The following is an 18,269-nucleotide window of genomic DNA, read 5'->3' on the forward strand; positions in this document are numbered from 1 at the left end:
CCCGGCACGCCCGCGCGTCTACGGTCTATTCGTTCACGCGCAGCGCCGGATCGCCGGGCCGGTGCGCCGCCGGCCGCGGCTCGGGCAGCAGCGTCGTCAGCACGTCCACGGTGCGCGCGGTCGCGCCGCGATGGCGCGCCGCGAAAGCCGCCGCCGCCGCGCCCATCGCGACGCGGCGCGACCGGTCCGCGAACAGCTCGCGCAGCACGTCCGCGAGATCCTGCGCGTCCTTCACCTGCTGGACCGCGCCCGCCGCGACGGCGTCGGCCGTGGCCTGCGAGAAGTTGAACACGTGCGGGCCGATCAGCACGGGCACGCCGACCGCGCAGGCCTCGATGAGGTTTTGCCCGCCGAACGGCAGCAGACTGCCGCCGATGAAAGCCAGATCGGCCGCCGCATAGTACGCGCCCATTTCGCCCATCGAGTCGCCGAGCAGCACGTCGACGTCGGCCGGCAACGCGCGGATATCGGTATGTCCGGCCGCGGCGGCCGGCGCGCCCGGTGCCCATTCCGAGCGACGCGCCACGCGCAGGCCCTTGCGGGCCGCGAGCGCCGCCACCTCGTCGAAACGCTGCGGATGGCGCGGCACGAGGATCAGCAGCGCGCCCTCGACGCCGAGCACCGCCAGCGCCTGCAGCACGTGCTCCTCCTCGCCCTCGCGCGTGCTCGCGGCGACCCAGACGGGCCGCGCGCCGACGGCGCGGCGCCACGCGTGGCCGCGCGCGACGAGCTCGGGCGGGCTCGTCATGTCGAACTTCAGGTTGCCGAGCACGGCCGGATTGCGCGCGCCGAGCGCGCGCAGCCGCTCGGCGTCGGCCGGGCTCTGCGCCAGCACGCGCGCGAAGCCGCCGAACACCTCGCGCGTCGCGCGGCCGAATCTCGCCGCGCGCCGGTACGAACGCGCCGACATGCGCGCATTGGTCAGCACGAGCGGCACATCGGCGCGCCGGCATTCGTCGATCAGCGTCGGCCACACCTCGGTCTCCATCACGAGCCCGAGACTCGGCCGCCACGTGCGCAGAAAGCGCCGCACGAAGCGCGGCGCGTCGTAGGGCAGATAGCAGCGCGCGACGCGCGCGCCGAACAGGCGCTCGCCCGTCGCGCGGCCGCCCGGCGTCATGTGGGTCAGGAGGATGCGGATGTCGGGACGCGCGGCCAGCAGCGCCTCGACGAGCGGCTGCGCGGCGCGCGTCTCGCCGACCGACACGGCGTGCACCCAGACGAGCGGCGCGTCGTCCTCGGGCAGGCGGCCCGCCGCGTGACCGAAGCGCTCGCCGATGTGCTCGCGATAGCCGCGCTCGCGGCGCGACCGGATGAACAGACGCAGGACGGCCAGCGGCGCGACGAGCCACCAGACGGCGCGATAGACGGCCCTCAGCATCGGCGGCCTGGCAGCATCGGTCCCGACAGCGGTCCGGATGCAGGAAAGGCCGCCGCCGTGCGCCGCGTCGCCGGGTACGCCGCCGCGCTCAAACGAGCTCCTTGCCCTTCAGGCGTTCGAGAATGCCGAGCGGAGCCCATTCCGGGCGCGCCATCGCCCGCACGGGCAGGAAGAAGGTCTGCTCGAGCATGAACTGGCCGGACATCACCGCGTGCGATGCCTGGTCCGAGAAGCACACCCAGACGCTGCCGGGCGGAAACGGCATCGTGACCTGCGGGCTCGTCTTCTGATAGTCGAGGTCGGCCTTCATGGCGTCGTGCAGGTTCAGCATCAGGTGATCGTATTCGCTGCGCGGCGTCTTGGTGATGTGCAGCAGATGCTGGAGCCGGGCCGAGCCCGGCATCTGGGGCTTGATGTTCGGCAGGAAGCGTCTGGCCATGTCCTCGAAAGGCTCGCCCACGCGCCAGACGCGCGGCGCGCCGTTCGGGTTGGCGTTCGTGAACACGCGCAGGATGCGCTCGCCGTAATTGGGCCGCGACGGGAACGCGTCGACGTGCAGACGGCTGTCGTCCTTGCGCCACGACGTCTGGCGCGTTTCGACCTGGTGCAGGCGCAGGCTCGTGGGCGCGACGCGCAGCTTGCCGTCGTACTCGGGAAAAAGGCCGTCGACAAGCGCGCGCGCATTGGCCTGGTAACGCGCGATCAGTCCGCGCACCGCGTCCTGACGCGCGCCGTCGCCGAGCACGCCGTGCAGCGTGCGGCCGTCCGGATCGAGGCTGATGTTCTTGCGCTTCGGATCGGCGATGGCCGGATCGAGCAGCGCGCGCTCGTTCGCGTCGAACGCGAAACCGAGGTTCGGGAAATACAGCACCTTGCCCTGTTCGACGCCGGCCAGCAGCGCCTCGCGCGGCATCGACAGGTTTTGTCCGCGCCAGTTGGCGCTCGCGATTTCGATGATCTGGGATTCGTTCATGGTCGCCCTCTTGAAGCGGTGGAGCAAGGTCATGCCTGTTGCGTCGCCGGGGAGGCGCCGCGCGGCTCCCGCGCCGCGGCGCCTTGCGCGGATCGCCCGGCTGGCCCCTTTGCGCGCCTGCGCGCGCCGCTTCGTTATACCGGCCGGCCCCCCGCGCCACCTTGACGGGCCGCAATACGTCCCTGGCCCGAAGCGGGCGGCGCAACCGGCTCCGTCCCGCTTCGTCTTCTTGCGTGTCGTTCTTGCCGGGCGTCACCCCGGCACGGCCGGGCCGTCTACAGCAGCCCGAATTCCGCCAGCGCGCGCCTCACGTCGGCGAGCGCGGGCGGCCTGCCCGCCGTGCCGAGATTGACGACGTTCGGCGACCAGTAGCCGCCGGTACGCCACGCGGTCGCGAAATTGTACAGCTCGACGGTCGGCCGCTTCAGCGCCGCCGCGATGTGCACGAGCCCGGTATCGACGCCCACCGTCGCCGCCGCGCCGTCGACGAGGCCGACGACGGCCGGCAGCGACAGCTTCGGCGGCACGATCGCGGCGGCGCCGAACTCGCGCGCGAGCCGCTCGCTCGTCGCGCGCTCGGCCGCGTTGCCCCAAGGCAGCACGAGCGACGCCCCGCGCCGCACAAGCGCCTGGCCCAGCTCGATCCAGTGCGCGGCCGGCCACTCCTTGTCCGCGCGCGAGGTCGCGTGCACGAACACGACGTACGGCACCGGCAGGTTCAGCCCCGCGCCGGCCAGCGCCATCGCGGCGCGGCCCGTGTCGAGGCCGAATTCGACGGGATCGGCGGGTTGCGGCGCCGGGTTGCCGAGCGCCGCGGCCACCAGTTGGCGCGTGCGCTCGACGACGTGCGTGCGCGGCTCGATGGGCACGCGGCGGTCGTAGAAGAACCGCACCGGCCATTCGTAGCCGGCCCCCTCGGTGCGATTGCCGAGGCCGACGAGCGGACCGCGCGCCCAGCTCGCCACCCAGGCGGTCTTGATGAGCCCCTGGCAGTCGATCACGAGATCGTATTTCTCCGCCGCGAGCGCGCGCCTGAACGCGCCGATCTCGCGCCAGTTGGCGGGCGAGAGAAGCCGCTTGCGCCAGCGGCGCAGCGAAAACGGAATCGCGCGGCGCACGCCGCGCACGAGCTCGACGAGCTCGCGGAAGCTTTCTTCGACCAGCCAGTCGATCTGCGCGTCGGGGTAACGACGCAGAATGTCGGCGATCGCCGGCATGTTGTGGACGACGTCGCCCAGCGACGACACGCGGACGATCAGGATCTTTTGCACGCTTCTACGGGGTGGGCCGGCAAGAGGCAGACAGGCTGCGCGAACCGTCCCGGATGGACAAAGGTCCGCAATTCTAGCGCGCCGGCAGGGGAAACACGAACATTCGCCGGGCGCGCCAATCATTGCGCGAATCGTTGCGCACATCGGCGCCGGCGAATGCGGAAACGGCAGCCCGATCGCGCTTTGCGCGAACCCGGCGCCGGAAAGACGCCGGCCGCCTTCCGGGGCGGCCGGCCTCGCTCAGAACGGCAGTTTCGCGTCCGGCTTTTCGGCGAGGATCACGCGGCGGAAATCCTGCTGAATCCGCGCGAGCGCCGCGTCGCTGTCGGCCTCGAAACGCATCACGACGACGGGCGTCGTGTTCGACGAACGCGCGAGGCCGAAGCCGTCCGGGTACTCGACGCGCAGGCCGTCGATCTTCAGCACGTCGTCGGCGTCCGCGAACTTCGCGTTCTTCTGCAGCCGGCCGATCAGTTCGAAGTTCTCGCCTTCCTCGAGCTTGAGCTGCAATTCGGGCGTGGCGCGCGAATTGGGCAGACCGTTGAGCAGCGCGCTCGGATCGGCGACGCGCGAGAGGATTTCGGCAAGCCTTGCGCCCGTGTAGAGACCGTCGTCGAAGCCGTACCAGCGGTCCTTGAAAAACACGTGGCCGCTCATCTCGCCCGCGAGCGGCGCGCCCGTCTCGCGCAGCTTCGCCTTGACGAGCGAGTGGCCCGTCTTCCACATGAGCGGCACGCCGCCCTTTTCCTTCACCCACGTCGCGAGATTGCGCGTGCACTTGACGTCGTAGATGATCTGGCCGCCCGGGTTGCGCGTGAGCACGTCCTCGGCGAACAGCATCAACTGGCGGTCCGGATAGATGATCTGGCCGTCCTTCGTGACGACGCCGAGCCGGTCGCCGTCGCCGTCGAACGCGAAGCCGATCTCGGCATCGGTTTCCTTCAGCGCGCGAATCACGTCCTGCAGATTCTCGGGATGCGCCGGGTCCGGGTGGTGGTTCGGGAAGTGGCCGTCGATCTCGGTGAAGAGCTCGACGAGCTCGCAGCCGAGCGCCCTGAAAAGACGCGGCGCGAGACCGCCCGCGACGCCGTTGCCCGTGTCGACGACGAGCTTCATCGGCCGCGCGAGCTTCACGTCGCCGACGATGCGCGCGACGTAGTCGTCGACGATGTCGTAGTCCTCGTAGGCGCCGCTGCCCGATTCGAAACGGTCCTCGACGATGCGTTTATAGAGCCCCTGGATCTGCTCGCCGTAGATCGCCGCGCCGCGCAGCACCATCTTGAAGCCGTTGTAGTCGGGCGGATTATGGCTGCCCGTCACGACGATGCACGAGTCGACGCGCCGTTCGCCGTTCGCAAGCCTGAGCGGCACGCTCGCCCCGAAATAGCCGACCGGCGTGGGCACCATGCCGAGGTTCACGACGTCGACCCCGGCCGCGCGCAGGCCGTCGGCCAGCGCGCCGATCAACTCCGGCCCGGACAGGCGCCCGTCGCGCGCGACCACGACCGCGTCGCCGCCCTGCGCGCGCACCTCGCTGCCGAACGCGCGCCCGATCGCGCGCGCCGTCTGCGCGTCGAGCGTCTTGCCGACCACGCCGCGGATATCGTATGCCTTGAATATGGAGTTCGAAATCATGGTTGGACTCACCTGGTGCAATGGAAAATTGGGTCTATGGATAACACAGCTCGCCTGGCCGCCCCGTTGCGCCGTTACCAAAAGTCGTATTCGTTACAAACTATAATGGCCGTTTTTCGGTGCCGTTCAGGCTCCATTTTGCCGCCCATTTTAATGCCTTCACGTTTCGCCCCCTCGACAACGTGGCCGGCTCGTCCGGCCAATCCGCGCCAGCATGCCGTCCTCTGCGCGTCCCGGCGCGGCGGGGCGAAGCGCCGAAGCTCGCCCGCGCAATGCTGAGCACGAAGCGTTTCGCCAACCCCGACGTGGCGCGAGCGTTTTCCAACATCGTCTGGCTCGGGCTCGAGCGCGTCACGCAGATCGTCGTCGCCATCGTGATCAGCGGCGTGCTCGCGCGCTACTTCGGCCCCGACGTGTTCGGCAAGTGGCAGTACGCGAACACGCTGCTGCTCGTGCTCGCGCCCGTCACCTGGGTGTGCGGCGCGGAAATTCTCGTGCCCACCATCGTCCACCGTCCGCCCGCCGAGCTCGGCACCGTGCTCGGCAGCGCGTTCGCGCTGCGCGTCGGCGTCTCGGCCGCCGCGCTCGTGCTGACCTGGGCCGGCATCGCGGCGGGCCTGACCGATCCGCTCGTCGGCGCGATGCTCGCCGGCCTCGCAACGACGATGCTGTTTCGCGAGCCGTTCGTCGGCGTCATCAACGCCTGGCTCCAGAGCATGACCTACAGTAAGCCGCAACTGCTCGCGAGCATGACGACGGCCATCGTGAAGGCGGCGCTCGTCTACGCGCTCGCGCGCGCGGCGGCGGCGCCTTCGCGTTTCGGCTGGCTCTGGGGGCTCGAAGCGGCCGCCATCGGCGCCGCGCTCGTGCTCTACTACCGGCGCCGGCACGGCGGCCGGCTCGGCTGGCGGCTCGACCCGGCGCTCTTTCGCCACTTCGCGAGCGCGGGCACGGTGTTCTGGCTCGGGCTCATCTGCATGTACCTGTTCCTGAAGCTCGACCGGCTCATGCTCGAGCACACCATCTCGTTCGCCGATCTCGGCCGCTACTCGGCCGCTCAGCAATTGAACGAGAACTGGATCACGCTCGCGCTGATGCTCGCGCAGACCATCGCCCCGGCGTTCGTCTACCGCGTGCAGGAGGCCGCGCTACTGCGCCGCAATCTCGTGCGCCTGTTCGCGCTGACGGCCCTCCTGATGGTGGCGGGCGCGCTCGTGCTCGACGCGCTCGCGGGCTTCATCGTCCTGCACGTGTTCGGGCCGGCCTACGCGAGCGCCGCCGGCATCTTCCGCTGGGCCGTGTGGCTTTCGGTGCCGGCCGGCATCGAGGCGATCGGCAATCTCGTCGTGCTCAAATACCAGGCGAAGTACGTCCTGCTCGCGAAATGGCTGCTCGCGCTCGCGGTGGCGTTCGTCGTCGACCTCGCCGCCATCGCGCGGTTCGGTTCGTACGGCGCGCTGGTCGGGCTCGCGGCCGGCTACCTCGCGGCGGCGGCCGTGAACTTTCATTACATCCGTCTCAGGCTGCGGTCATGACGCTTCCTCCCGCGGCCGAACGCACCGGCGCGCTGGCCGACGTGGCCGTGCTGATGCCCGCCTTCAACGGCCAAGCCGACCTCGAACGCACGCTCGCCTCGTTCGTCGAGGACGCGCCCGTCTACGCGCTCGTCGTCGACGACGGCAGCACGCCGCCGCTCGTCGCACCCGCCGTGCCCGGCATGACCGTGGAGATACGGCGCATGCCGCGCAACGGCGGCATCGAACGCGCGCTCGCGGCCGGCATCGACGCGCTCGCCGCGCGCGGCTTCCGCTTCGCAGCGCGCATCGACGCCGGCGACCTCGCCGCGCCGCAGCGGCTCGCAAAGCAACGCGCGCGCATGGCGGCGCAGCCCGCGCTCGCGGCGCTCGGCACCTGGACCCAGGTCGTGAGCCGGGCCGGCGCGCCGCTCTTCATGCTGACGCCGCCCGCCGACGCGCGCGAGATTCGCCGCACGCGCTTTCTGCGCTCGCCGTTCGTCCATCCCTCGATGATGTTGCGCATCGACGCCGTGCTCGCGGCCGGCAACTATCGCATCGCCTATCCGGCCGCCGAGGACCTCGACCTGTTCCTGCGCCTGATGGAGCGCCACGAATGCGCGAACCTGCCGGAACTCGGCCTTTATTACGAGTTGAACGAAGGCGGCATCAGCGCGACGAAGCGGCGACGGCAGATCGTTTCCACGTTGCGGCTGCAATTGCGCTACTTCGATGCGCTCAATCCGTGCGACTGGCTCGGGCTCGCGAAAAACCTGCTGCATTTCGCGACGCCGTACCGGATTCTCCGGCGGATCAAGCAGACCGTCTACCGGGCGCGCCCGGATTGAACGAGCTGGCGCGATGCGCTGCACACGCCTCGTCCCAGCCCGCTGGGGCGCCTTCCCCACTTCCTAACCGTAGCGATAAACGCCGTGTCCGGTCTTGCGGCCGAGCCGCCCGGCCGCGACGAGCTCGCGCAGCAGCGGACAGGCGCGATACTTCGCGTCGCCGAAGTCCTTGAGGAACACGTCCATGATCGAGAGGCAGACGTCGAGCCCGATCAGGTCGGCGAGCGCCAGCGGACCGATCGGATGGTTCGCGCCGAGGCGCATCCCGTCGTCGATCTCCTCCGCCGTCGCGACGCCCTCCGCCAGCACGAAAAACGCCTCGTTGATCATCGGCAGCAGAATCCGGTTGACCACGAAACCGGGCGCGTTGCGCACGTCGATCGGCGTCTTGCCGAGCCGCGCGGCCAGTTCGCGCACGGCCGCGGCCGTCTCGTCGCCGGTTTGCAGGCCGCGGATCACCTCGACGAGCGGTAAAAGCGGCACCGGATTGAAGAAGTGCATGCCGACGAAGCGCGTCGGGTTGCCGAGCGTCGCGGCGAGCGCCGTGATCGAGATCGACGACGTGTTCGACGCGATGATCGCGTCGGGACGCGCCGCGGCCTCGATCTGCTTCAGGATGCGGATTTTCAGCTCGGCGTTTTCCGTCGCGGCCTCGATGACGAGATCGGCGGCGGCGAGCCGTCGATAGTCGGTCGAGGTCTCGATGCGCGCGAGCGCGTTGTCGCGCGCCTCCGCCCCGATTTTGCCTTTCGCCACAAGCCGTTCGAGGCTGCCCGTCAGCGCAGCAACGCCCCGCGCGAGCGCCGCGTCGTTCACGTCGATGAGGAGAACCTTCAGACCCGCGACTGCCGCCACCTGCGCGATGCCGTTGCCCATCGTGCCAGCCCCGACGACGCCGACCGTTTCGATTGCCATGTCTGCTCCTTTCGCCCGACGTTGGAGACTATCGCCCACCGGATGCGTCATGGAGCGTTCAGGGCGCAGCCGCAATGCCCATCCCTGCCACCTGTCCCGGCAGGTCGGGCTGCTCCCTGTCCGCGCCGGTTTCAGGCCGGACGATCAGCCTGCCATCGCTCATTCGATCGTGATGTTGTGGATGACGAGGTGGCCCGCCTTGCCCTTGATACGCCACGACATATTGAACGCAACGTGATAATCCGGCAACCAGACGTCCTGATTCTCTGCCGTGACTTCTCCCGTCTGCGCATGCGATACGCACTGCATGTCGACAGCAACACCGCTCAAGGACGGGAATACCGTCGAAGCGGGCCGGCTGCCGCCTACCGTGCACTGCTGGGATACGGTCAAGTCCGGTTGCGGCTGCGCCTGCGGAATGACGATCGTCTCGCCCTTGGCGAACGGCCCGTCTGCCTTCGCCGTCCCCTGGTCGCCCGACAGGGCGGCCAGCGGCGTGACGCTGAGTTTCCAGATGGATTGCTGGCGCAGCTCGACAAAGCCGTCGCTCAATATGAAATTCGCCCACTCCGGTTTGGCCGGCTGCCCGGCAGGAGTCAGCAGTTCGCTGACTACGCCGTTATTGTGCCGGTTAACATAGATGTCGCGGATCGGCCCCGATTCGCCCGGAATCTGACTGACCCACTCGCCGTCGATGACGAGACGCCTGAACGGAAGCGGACGGCTGCCATCGGCCGGTAACCGCCCGCGGATCGTTTCCGGCAACGCCTGCTCGTCGAACATCGCATCGAGATAGGCCTCGGGGTCGCTGAGTACCGTGTCAACGGCAGTCGGCTGATGCGCCAGTACCCTGACGAACTCGAACGATGCACGTTGTTGGAGCGGTTCGGGCATTGCATCAATCGCGGCAATCGCCGTGTGAAGGAGCTCGCATTGCTGGGCCGGAGACGGCTGGGCGACGTCGCGAAGATCTCCGGGTAGCGACGCGGCATTCAGGCGAGCCTCCGCGTCCAGCAGCTCCGCTGTCGTGTATTGCTCGTCGGAAGTGGATTGTCGATGCCTGGACAGAATTTCCATGAATTCGATCTCGCTCTGAAACGCCTGCGGCGATAGCGTACGAGCCAGTGCGAAGAGATCGTGTCCATGGGTCAGCCATGCCTCGCAATCGGCCGGCGTCGCGCCCATCGCGTCACTCGTTGCATTCAGCACGCGCAGACGTTCGCCCGGCCGCAGGCTTGCTATCTGTCCGGCTGCGTTTGCCATTGCCGCGCGCGACTGCGGATCGCTCAGGAGCCCGGCCAGAAACGCCACCAGCAGTTTGCCCTGCGGAGTATCGGGATCGACGCCCTTCGCGGCCACGCCCGTACGAATCCGCTCGATCAGCGGTTGTGACTGCGAGCCGGTTGTTGCCGTGCCCGACGTGCCTGAAATCGCAGCCGATGCGGCCACGCCCGCGGACGCGTCCGAAGGCGGGTTCTCCATGGCGCAAGGCACAGTCGACACCAATGCGAACAGGACAGCAAGAAAAACGGATTTGACCTTCATGGGCGGATGACGTGTAAAGGACGAAGCGACCGATCGTAGAGAGAGCCGCCCCTACTGGTACGGCCCCGAATCATAACAATCTTGACGGCCGACCTATCCGCCCGCCTGCCACGCAGCCCCCACCCTCACGACTTCAGCGTGGTGACGGGAAAGCGGAGCACCTCCGGGCGCTTTCGTCAGAACTGGTCTTCCGTGAGCGCCAGCACGCGCGCTCCACCCTTCGCGCTGACGATCGACGCCTCGAGCGCGAGTGCCTGGGGCAGGATGTAATCGGCAAAAAAATGCGCGGTCGCGATCTTCGCGCCGTAGAACGACGGTTCCTCGGCGCGCCGCTTCGAGGCCGCGATCAGCGCGCGCGCCATCTGCCAGCCCGAGAGCACGATGCCCGCCAGTTTCAGATACGGCACGCTGCCGGCGAACACTGCATTCGGATCGCGCTGGCCGTTTTCGAGCACGAAGCGCACGACGTTCGCCAACGCCTCGCGTCCGGCGGCCAGGCGCCGGTGCATCGACTCGAACGCATCGACGTCCTCGCCCGCATCGATGCCGCGCAATGCAGCCAGCGTCGCGTCGACGCGTTCGAGAATCGCGCGTGCCGCCGCGCCGCCGTCGCGCAGCGTCTTGCGGCCGACGAGGTCGTTGGCCTGGATCGCCGTCGTGCCCTCGTAGATGCTCAGAATGCGCGCGTCGCGGTAATACTGTGCGGCGCCCGTCTCCTCGATGAAGCCCATGCCGCCGTGCACCTGCACGCCGAGGCTCGCGACCTCGACGGCCGTCTCCGTGCTCCAGCCCTTGACGATCGGCACGAGAAATTCGTAGACGGCCGCGTGTCCGGCGCGCGTCGATGCGTCGTCGGCGTGGCGCGCAACGTCGGCCCAGCCCGCGGCCACGTAGGCCAGCGCGCGGGCACCCTCGGTCAGCGCGCGCATCGTCGCGAGCATGCGGCGCACGTCCGGGTGATGGATGATCGCGACGGGCCCCGGCGCGGAACCGTCCACGGGGCGACTCTGCACGCGCGCCTTCGCGTAGGCGACGGCCTTCTGGTACGCCGCCTCCGACACGGCGATACCCTGCAGGCCGACGGCGAAGCGCGCCGCGTTCATCGTGATGAACATGTATTCGAGGCCGCGATTTTCCTCGCCGACGCGATAGCCGACCGCGCCGCCGTGGTCGCCGTACTGGAGCACGGCGGTGGGGCTCGCCCGGATACCGAGCTTGTGTTCGAGCGACACGCAATGCACGTCGTTGCGCGCGCCGCGCGTCCCGTCGTCGTTCGCGAGGAACTTCGGCACGACGAAGAGCGAGAGGCCCTTCACGCCCCCGGGCGCGTCGGGCGTCCTCGCCAGCACGAGATGAACGATGTTTTCCGACATGTCGTGCTCGCCCCAGGTGATGAAGATTTTCGTGCCGAAAAGGCGGTAGGTGCCGTCGCCCTGCGGCACCGCGCGCGTGCGCACCTGGGCGAGGTCGGAGCCGGCCTGCGGCTCGGTCAGGTTCATCGTGCCGGTCCACTCGCCCGCAATCAGTTTCGGCAGATAGCGCCGTTTGAGCTCGTCGGTCCCGGCGGTGAGAAACGCCTCGATGGCGGCGTCGGTGAGCAGCGGACACAGCGCGAACGAGAGGTTCGCCGCGTTCAGCATCTCCGCGCAGGGCGCCGCGACGAGCTTCGGCAACCCCTGGCCGCCGAATTCGACCGGATGCGAAACGCCCTGCCAACCGCCCTGCGCGAACCTCCGGAAGGCATCGCCGAAGCCGGGCGACGCCGTCACCTCGCCGTCGCGCCACGCACCCGGATGCCGGTCGCCTTCGGCATTCAGCGGGGCCACGACCTCGGCGTTGAATCGCGGCCTCGTCGAGCACGGCCCGGGCCGTTTCGAGCGTGGCGTCCCCCATGCCCGGCAGCGCGGCGACGCTCGCGATGCCGGCCAGTTCGTCGAGCACGAACAGCATGTCCCTGACGGGCGCAGCGTAGGTCATCCCCTGTCTCCTTGATGGTTTTGCGGGCGGCCGGCGAGAGAACCGCGCGCCGGGGCCGGGATCCCGGAATCGACTAGCTGCAATGGCGCATGCCGCCGGCCGGCCCGTATCGGCGGATGATGGCCACATCATAGCGCCGTGCAAAACACCTCACGTGGCCTCTCACGGGCCCCCGTACAGTCCGATGCCGGCGCAGGAGTAGGCCGCCGTCACCGCCGACGAACGACGACTACGCCGCCACCCAGTCACTCGAAAGCGTCGGGTCGAACGATTCGCGGACCGTCAAAAGCAGAAAATCGACGATCGGCCGCCGGTCGCTCCGCCGGCATAGAAAGTAATACGGCAGCGTACCGAGACGCGAGTCGCTCGACAGCGAGCGCAATTTCCCTCGCTCGATCATCGATTGGGCCCAACTACGGGGAAGAATGCCGATCCCCAGTCCGCTCACGAGAAAGTTGGCGACTACGGCGCTGCTATTGCACGAAAGCCGGCGTTTCACGACCAGTCCTTTCGCATTGAGAAAGTTTTCGACCAGTTGCGACGTTGCCGTTCCGAACGGCAGCGAAATCAGTCCGAGCGAATCGAGCAGCTCCTGGGTCAATTGATTGCCGAATGAATTGCCGGCCCGGACCATGTCCCGCCTGATTACCCACTCGAACTGCGCGTCGCCGAGATGATGGGCCTGGAGTCCGCTGTGCCACGATTCGCCGGCGACGACGGCGCAGTCCAGCGACCCATCGGTGACGCTGCGCTGGAACGCACCGCGCGAGCTTCCGCCCTCGACCACACTTTCTATCTGCAAATTCGGATGCTTTCTTTGCGCGTCGCGGATGAAAGTCGGCAGCCACGACAAGGCGGTCAACTCTCCCGCGCCGATCCGGCATACGCCGCTCAGGCCATGACTCTCGCCCACGGCCCGCCTCGTTTCTTCCGCTTCCTGCAGCAGCGCGGCCGCGCGGGAAAACAGCATTTCGCCGGCCGCCGTCAGCGTGGCCTTGTGCCCGCTCCGATCGAACAGCTCGCGCCCGAGAGACTGCTCGAGCTCGCCGATGCGTTTGGAAAGGGAAGAAGTCGATAGATGAAGACGACCCGCCGCGAGCGAAAAGCTCTTGCAACTCGCCGCCCAATAAAAAGCTTCAAGCTGCTTCAAGGTCATATCGTTGCGAAAAAGTGGACGATCCGGATCGATATTATTCGGTTTACGTCGCCATCGCTACCTCTTAACCTGAATCGACACAAAGGGTTCCGGGTGAGCACAGACGCCGGCGCGCAGAGCAGTTTAACGGCCCCATTGCGCGAATCGATTGCCGGAATCCGACTAGAAATTGCCAACCAGTCAGGCGGTTTTCTCCGCTGCGGATCGGCAATTCAGGAGACAGACGAATGAGAGTCGCGACATTTGTTATCAGCAAGTTGATGCCGTTCTGGATCGTCGTGGCGGCCGTCCTCGGCTACACCATGCCGGCGGCGTTTTCCGGCCTCGAGTCGTACTCCGTCTTCATGCTGGGCGGCGTCATGCTGGTGATGAGCCTCACGCTGAAAGTCGAGGTAATCGGCCGGGTCTTCGCAAGACCGAAGGCCCTGATCGCGGGCTTTCTCGTCAAATGGCTGACGGCGCCGATCCTCGCCGTCATCGCCGCGCATCTGGCGTTTTCCACCCAACCGGAACTGGCGGCCGGCACCATTCTCGACGGCGCGGTACCGGCCGGCGCCTCCTCCAATCTTTTCGCGTTTCTGGCTCACGGCGCAGTGGAGCTGGCCGTGTGCCTGAGCTTCATTCACATGCTGCTCGCGCCGGTGCTGACGCCGATCTTCGCCACGGCGTTCGTCGGGAAATACATCGCAGTGAGTTTTTCCGCGATGTTCGTCCAGTTGCTCGAATTCGTGCTGCTTCCGGTCACCGTCGGACTCGCGCTCCGGTATCTCGTCGGCGCGCGCCGGATCGAGAAGGTTACGCCCTATTTGCCGATGGTTTCGGCGATCCTGCTTTACGGCGTTGCGCTCGGCCTGTTCGCCGCCGCCGGCCCGACCATCCGGAAGAATGGCGCATGGATTCCCGTCATCGCGCTGACGACCGGGTCGCTGACCATCATCAACCTGACGATCGGGTATGTGCTGGCCCGGCTTCTTCGCATCGACCGGGCCAGCGCCAGGGCCATCATGTTCGACGCAGGGGTTTACAACTCGGGGCTGGGCGCCGTGCTCGCCAACATCAACTTCGGCCCGTTTGCCGCCATCCCGCCGTTGATGAATGCCGTGGTGAACCTCCTGATCGGCTCGATGCTGGCCAGTTTTCTGCAACGTCGCCCCATTCCGGCAACCGCGCCCGCCGACCCGGCCGTGCCCGACGTTTCGCCGACGGACTCAGGCCTGAACGACGAGCCTCCCCCGATCGCCCAGCCCCACCCAAGGGAAAGGAGAATGAGTTGACCCAAGCCGCCCCCATCCTCGAAGAGAATCGCGACGGCATACTCGTCGTGACGTTGAATCGGCCCGAGACCCGCAATGCCCTCACCTTCGACATGTATGCGTCGCTGGACGCGATCTTCGCCGATGCCGATACCAATCCCGCCGTTCGCGCAGTGGTTTTGAAGGGCGCGGGCGGAAAAGCGTTCGCCTCCGGAACCGATATCTCCCAGTTCAGGGAGTTCAGCAAGCCGCAGGACGCGATCGATTACGACGCCAGGATAAGCCGGGTTCTCGATACGATCGAACGCTGCGGCAAGCCGGTGATCGCGTCGATCTCCGGCGCGTGTACGGGAGGGGGCGCGGGAATTGCTGCCGCATCGGATATACGCCTCGCCACCCGGGATTCGAGAATCGGTTTTCCGGTTGCCCGAACCCTCGGCAACTGCCTGTCCATGTCGAATTACGCGCGGCTGGCCGCGTTGATCGGGCCGGCGAAAACGCTGGAGATCCTTTTCACGGCACGCCTGCTGGACGCGCGCGAAGCGCAGGAGATCGGCCTCGTCAACGAGGTCGTATCGGACGCGGCGGAACTGGAAGCCCGTACCGAAGAACTGGCCGCAAAGATCGCCTCGAATGCGCCGCTGACCTTGCGAGCCACGAAGGAGGCCTTGCGGCGCCTGCGTCCCCGGCTGCCGGATACGACCGGCCAGGATCTACTGCTGCTCTGCTACATGAGCCGCGACTTCAAGGAAGGCATCGACGCCTTCCTGACGAAGCGCCAGCCCCAATGGACCGGCACGTAAGCGAGACCGACCCCGGGCGACGCGCCATGCTGACTGACCGTGCAGCGAGCCTGCCCGACTGCCAACCGGAGAGAGACCGAAATGAGTAGCACCAGGAAGGATGGAGATACGCCAGACAACGCCGCCGCGCGCGCGCTCCCGCTGGAGGGCGTCAGAGTCATCGAGCTTTCGCAGGTCATGGCCGGCCCGTTCTGCGGCATGTTGCTCGCGGACCTGGGCGCAGACGTCATCAAAATCGAGCAGCCCGATAAAGGCGACCAGACCCGGCAAGCCATGGGGTTCAAGATGAAGGGGCCCGACAGCATGGGCTTCCTGAACCTGAATCGAAACAAGCGCAGCGTCGCGCTCGACCTCAAGGACGAGGCCGGAAAAAATGCGCTGATAAAAATGATCGCGAACTCCGACGTCCTGATCGAAAACTTCAGGCCCGGCGTGATGGACCGACTGGGATTGGGCTACGAGGTGCTGAGGGAACATAATCCCAGGCTGATTTATGCCAGCATTTCAGGCTTCGGCCAGACCGGACCGTGGGCCGAACGCCCCGGGTTCGACCTCATCGCGCAGGCGATGTCGGGCGTCATGAGCGTCACCGGCTATCCCGGCGGCAAGCCGGTCAAGGCCGGCGTACCCGTGGCAGATATCGGATGCGCGCTGTTCACCAGCACCGCCATCCTGAGCGCGTTCATCGGCAGCCAGAAAAGCGGAGTCGGCCAAAGAATCGACGCGTCGCTGTTCGAGGCCGCGCTGGCCTTCTCCATCTGGGACATGGCGGAATTCTGGGGAACCGGCCGGATTCCGGAGCCGGTCGGCACGTCCAACCGGATGAGCGCGCCTTACCAGGCCGTCAAGGCGTCCGATACCTATTTCGTTCTCGGCGCCAACAATGCCAGGTTGTGGGAGCGACTCTGCAAGGAAATGGGACGGGAAGACCTGATGGTCGACAAGCGGTTCGAGACGAACGCCAACCGGATCGCCAATCGCGACGCCCTGATCGACGAACTCGAGACGACGTTCGCGCAGGCCACGGCGGAAGAATGGACCAACCGGCTGCTGGCCGTCGGCGTCCCCGCCGGTCGGCTGAACACCTACCCGGAAGCGTTCGAAAGCGATCATGGTCGCCATCGGAAGATGAAGATCGAGATTGCTCATCCCGTCGAAGGCACGATTCCCAATATCGGCTTTCCGTTCAAGCTCTCCGAAACGCCGCAACGCGTCCGCCGCTATCCGCCAAGGCTCGGCGAACATACCGAAGAAGTGCTGCGAGAGTTCGGAATTCGCGCAGACGAGGTATCGTCCGCGGGCGGTGACGGCCCAACGTCTGTCTGAGCGTCTTGCCGGATACGCGCCGCCCGCGCGGGCGGGCATCGATATGGGCTCACCGCCACCACTGCAGCCTGGAAAAAAAGGCGGGAAGGCGATCGGCGCCGATCGCCTTGCCGAGAAAAAAGCCTTGCGCAAGGTCGATTTTCGCGCGCCCGATGGCATGGTACTGTCCCGGCCCCTCGACGCCGTCGGCAATGACCTCGAGATCGAGCTGGTTGCATGCGGCGACGATCGTCTGCAATCGCCGTCGGCGATCTGCCTCGTTGAGCAGCATGACGTCCCGATCGATCTTGACGAACTCGAGGCCGATCGAGCGGGCCGGCAAGGTTATCGATCTCGCCTCCTGCACGCTGGAAAGCGCGACACGAACGCCGTCCCGACGCAGGCGGACGATGCGGTTGAGCTTCTGGGGCAGGTCTTCGGCCTTGATCTGGAACACCAGCCGGCTCGACGCCCAGGACCTCGCCACCGCCGCAATCTGCGCCAGACACTCCTCGCTTCCGAGGCACGGCGCCCATAGATTGACCATTGCATACAGCCTCTGGTCGCCGTTGAGTCCGTCCAGCTCCCGGCTGACCGTCGCCAGCACGAACGTCATGAGCTTCATGGCGGTGTGACGATCGACGAGCCGCGTGTACCAGGACTCGCCCCGCACGCCGTGCGCGAGGTTCTTCCAGCCCAGCAGCACCTCCAGCCCGATGCATTTTCGGGTCCTGGCGTAAAAGACCGGCTGATACTCCAGGTAGAACTCGTTGCGCTTCAACCCGCGATTGATGGCGCGGGCCAGTACGGCACGCTTGTCGAACCAGTGAAGATAGGCGAGGAAGCCCGCGGTGCCGAGCAGCGCCAGCACGGCGACGGCCGCGACGATGAAGAGTATGACCGGCATTTGCCGATAGAACGCCGCGAACGCGGCCTTGAAAAAATGGGAAGCCCCGTCCTTCGCCTGAGCCTGAACCGTGTCGGGCGACGGCGGGTCGGACGGGTTCGGCGCGAACGTGCTGACGGGCGGACTCGCCTGACCGGACGAGGCGATCGAGGCCGTCGTCTCCTGAGGCGCGTCCTGGGGCAGCGAATTCGCATTCGCGTCGGTGGCCGAGGCCGGGGTCGACTGTGGCGCGCCCGCCAGATCGGCTCCTGTGCGTATCGCCGCGCCCTGGGGCAAAGAAGCGCCTTGTGCGAGCGGCTGGGAATCCGCCGACATTGCGGCCGACGCCTCCTCCGCGCTGAACGCGCAGGTTTTCCCCGTCCCGCCTGTCAGAACGAATTCGTTCGTTCCGGCGTCGCTGAGCGGCACCGGCAGTAAAAACGCGCCGGCCTCGGCGCAGCCGTACCTCGGGAGGGTTGCCGGCAACGCCGTCTCTCCGTCCGCGGCGACCGTTGCCGGCGTGATCAGCCAGGCAGCGTCCGGGTCGTCGGCATGGCAAACGACGGCCACGGTGCAAAGAAGGATGGGAATTAAAGACTTCAGCCCGTGTTTCGCGGCGGTCAAGAATCCGTACACTGGATGCCTCTCATGTACTTCGGAGCGATCGCTCCGGGGAATCAGGCGCCGGATTGGACCAGTCCAGGTTTTGCTGCTCGAGGCAACACGCCGGGATACGGAAAGCGCCGGTAGTACGGGAGTCGTATCCGACGCCCGTACGGGTGGTAGGCCGAAGCCACGGCCCGTGCC

13 protein-coding genes and 1 pseudogene are annotated in these 18,269 nt (G+C 67.1%); 5 read left to right on the plus strand and 9 right to left on the minus strand.

From position 1 onward, the window contains the following. Window positions 1-25: 25 nt before the first annotated feature. From waaA to CY652_RS20590, 4 genes are all read right to left on the minus strand, one after another. Entirely contained in the window at window positions 26-1,381 is a 1,356-nt protein-coding gene (gene waaA, locus CY652_RS20575) for a lipid IV(A) 3-deoxy-D-manno-octulosonic acid transferase (RefSeq protein WP_102132570.1), read from the minus strand. An 88-nt stretch (window positions 1,382-1,469) separates the two neighbouring features. Further along, window positions 1,470-2,354, minus strand: a complete 885-nt coding sequence (locus CY652_RS20580; protein ID WP_102132571.1) for a Kdo hydroxylase family protein — start codon at window positions 2,352-2,354, stop codon at window positions 1,470-1,472. Window positions 2,355-2,629: 275 nt separating this feature from the next. After that, the gene (gene waaC, locus CY652_RS20585) at window positions 2,630-3,625 is read right to left on the minus strand and encodes a lipopolysaccharide heptosyltransferase I (protein WP_102132572.1); all 996 of its coding nucleotides are present in this window, start codon (window positions 3,623-3,625) and stop codon (window positions 2,630-2,632) included. Window positions 3,626-3,865: 240 nt separating this feature from the next. Further along, on the minus strand, window positions 3,866-5,260 hold the full coding sequence (locus CY652_RS20590; protein WP_102132573.1) for a phosphomannomutase/phosphoglucomutase: 1,395 nt from the start codon (window positions 5,258-5,260) through the stop codon (window positions 3,866-3,868). Window positions 5,261-5,532: 272 nt separating this feature from the next. On the opposite strand from CY652_RS20590, the gene CY652_RS20595 reads away from it, so the two are divergent. Together CY652_RS20595 and CY652_RS20600 are read left to right on the plus strand one after the other, a co-directional pair. Next, window positions 5,533-6,795: an oligosaccharide flippase family protein gene (locus CY652_RS20595; RefSeq protein WP_102132606.1), complete on the plus strand. Its 1,263-nt coding sequence runs from the start codon at window positions 5,533-5,535 to the stop codon at window positions 6,793-6,795. After that, a complete protein-coding gene (locus CY652_RS20600) occupies window positions 6,792-7,622 on the plus strand; it encodes a glycosyltransferase (protein WP_102132574.1) in 831 nt (276 codons plus the stop codon). The genes CY652_RS20595 and CY652_RS20600 overlap by 4 nt, the downstream gene beginning before the upstream one ends. A 63-nt stretch (window positions 7,623-7,685) precedes the next feature. On the opposite strand, the gene CY652_RS20605 is transcribed toward CY652_RS20600, so the two are convergent. From CY652_RS20605 to CY652_RS20620, 4 genes and pseudogenes are all read right to left on the minus strand, one after another. Then, a complete protein-coding gene (locus tag CY652_RS20605) occupies window positions 7,686-8,537 on the minus strand; it encodes a 3-hydroxybutyryl-CoA dehydrogenase (protein WP_102132575.1) in 852 nt (283 codons plus the stop codon). Between the two features lie 159 nt (window positions 8,538-8,696). After that, window positions 8,697-10,082, minus strand: coding sequence for a hypothetical protein (locus tag CY652_RS20610; RefSeq protein ID WP_102132576.1), 1,386 nt, complete (start codon window positions 10,080-10,082; stop codon window positions 8,697-8,699). A 176-nt stretch (window positions 10,083-10,258) separates the two neighbouring features. Next, a pseudogene (locus CY652_RS20615) lies at window positions 10,259-12,059 on the minus strand (acyl-CoA dehydrogenase). Between the two features lie 229 nt (window positions 12,060-12,288). Continuing rightward, the gene (locus tag CY652_RS20620) at window positions 12,289-13,209 is read right to left on the minus strand and encodes a LysR family transcriptional regulator (RefSeq protein WP_180970703.1); all 921 of its coding nucleotides are present in this window, start codon (window positions 13,207-13,209) and stop codon (window positions 12,289-12,291) included. 266 nt (window positions 13,210-13,475) lie between these two features. Here CY652_RS20620 and CY652_RS20625 point away from each other — a divergent pair, with 266 nt between their 5' ends. The 3 genes from CY652_RS20625 (at window position 13,476) to CY652_RS20635 (ending at window position 16,597) form a co-directional block, all read left to right on the plus strand. Further along, window positions 13,476-14,489: a bile acid:sodium symporter family protein gene (locus tag CY652_RS20625; RefSeq protein ID WP_258002390.1), complete on the plus strand. Its 1,014-nt coding sequence runs from the start codon at window positions 13,476-13,478 to the stop codon at window positions 14,487-14,489. Further along, on the plus strand, window positions 14,486-15,271 hold the full coding sequence (locus CY652_RS20630) for an enoyl-CoA hydratase (RefSeq protein WP_102132579.1): 786 nt from the start codon (window positions 14,486-14,488) through the stop codon (window positions 15,269-15,271). Before CY652_RS20625 ends, CY652_RS20630 begins: the two co-directional genes overlap by 4 nt. An 81-nt stretch (window positions 15,272-15,352) precedes the next feature. Beyond that, window positions 15,353-16,597 carry a CaiB/BaiF CoA transferase family protein gene (locus CY652_RS20635; RefSeq protein ID WP_102132580.1) on the plus strand — a complete coding sequence of 415 codons (1,245 nt, stop codon included), beginning with the start codon at window positions 15,353-15,355 and terminating at the stop codon, window positions 16,595-16,597. A 49-nt stretch (window positions 16,598-16,646) separates the two neighbouring features. Here the strand turns inward: CY652_RS20635 and CY652_RS20640 are convergent, their stop codons facing one another. Beyond that, window positions 16,647-18,086, minus strand: a complete 1,440-nt coding sequence (locus CY652_RS20640; protein ID WP_180970704.1) for an EAL domain-containing protein — start codon at window positions 18,084-18,086, stop codon at window positions 16,647-16,649. Between the last annotated feature and the right edge of the window lie 183 nt (window positions 18,087-18,269).

It is taken from the genome of Burkholderia sp. WAC0059, assembly GCF_002870125.1.
Lineage (GTDB): Bacteria > Pseudomonadota > Gammaproteobacteria > Burkholderiales > Burkholderiaceae > Paraburkholderia.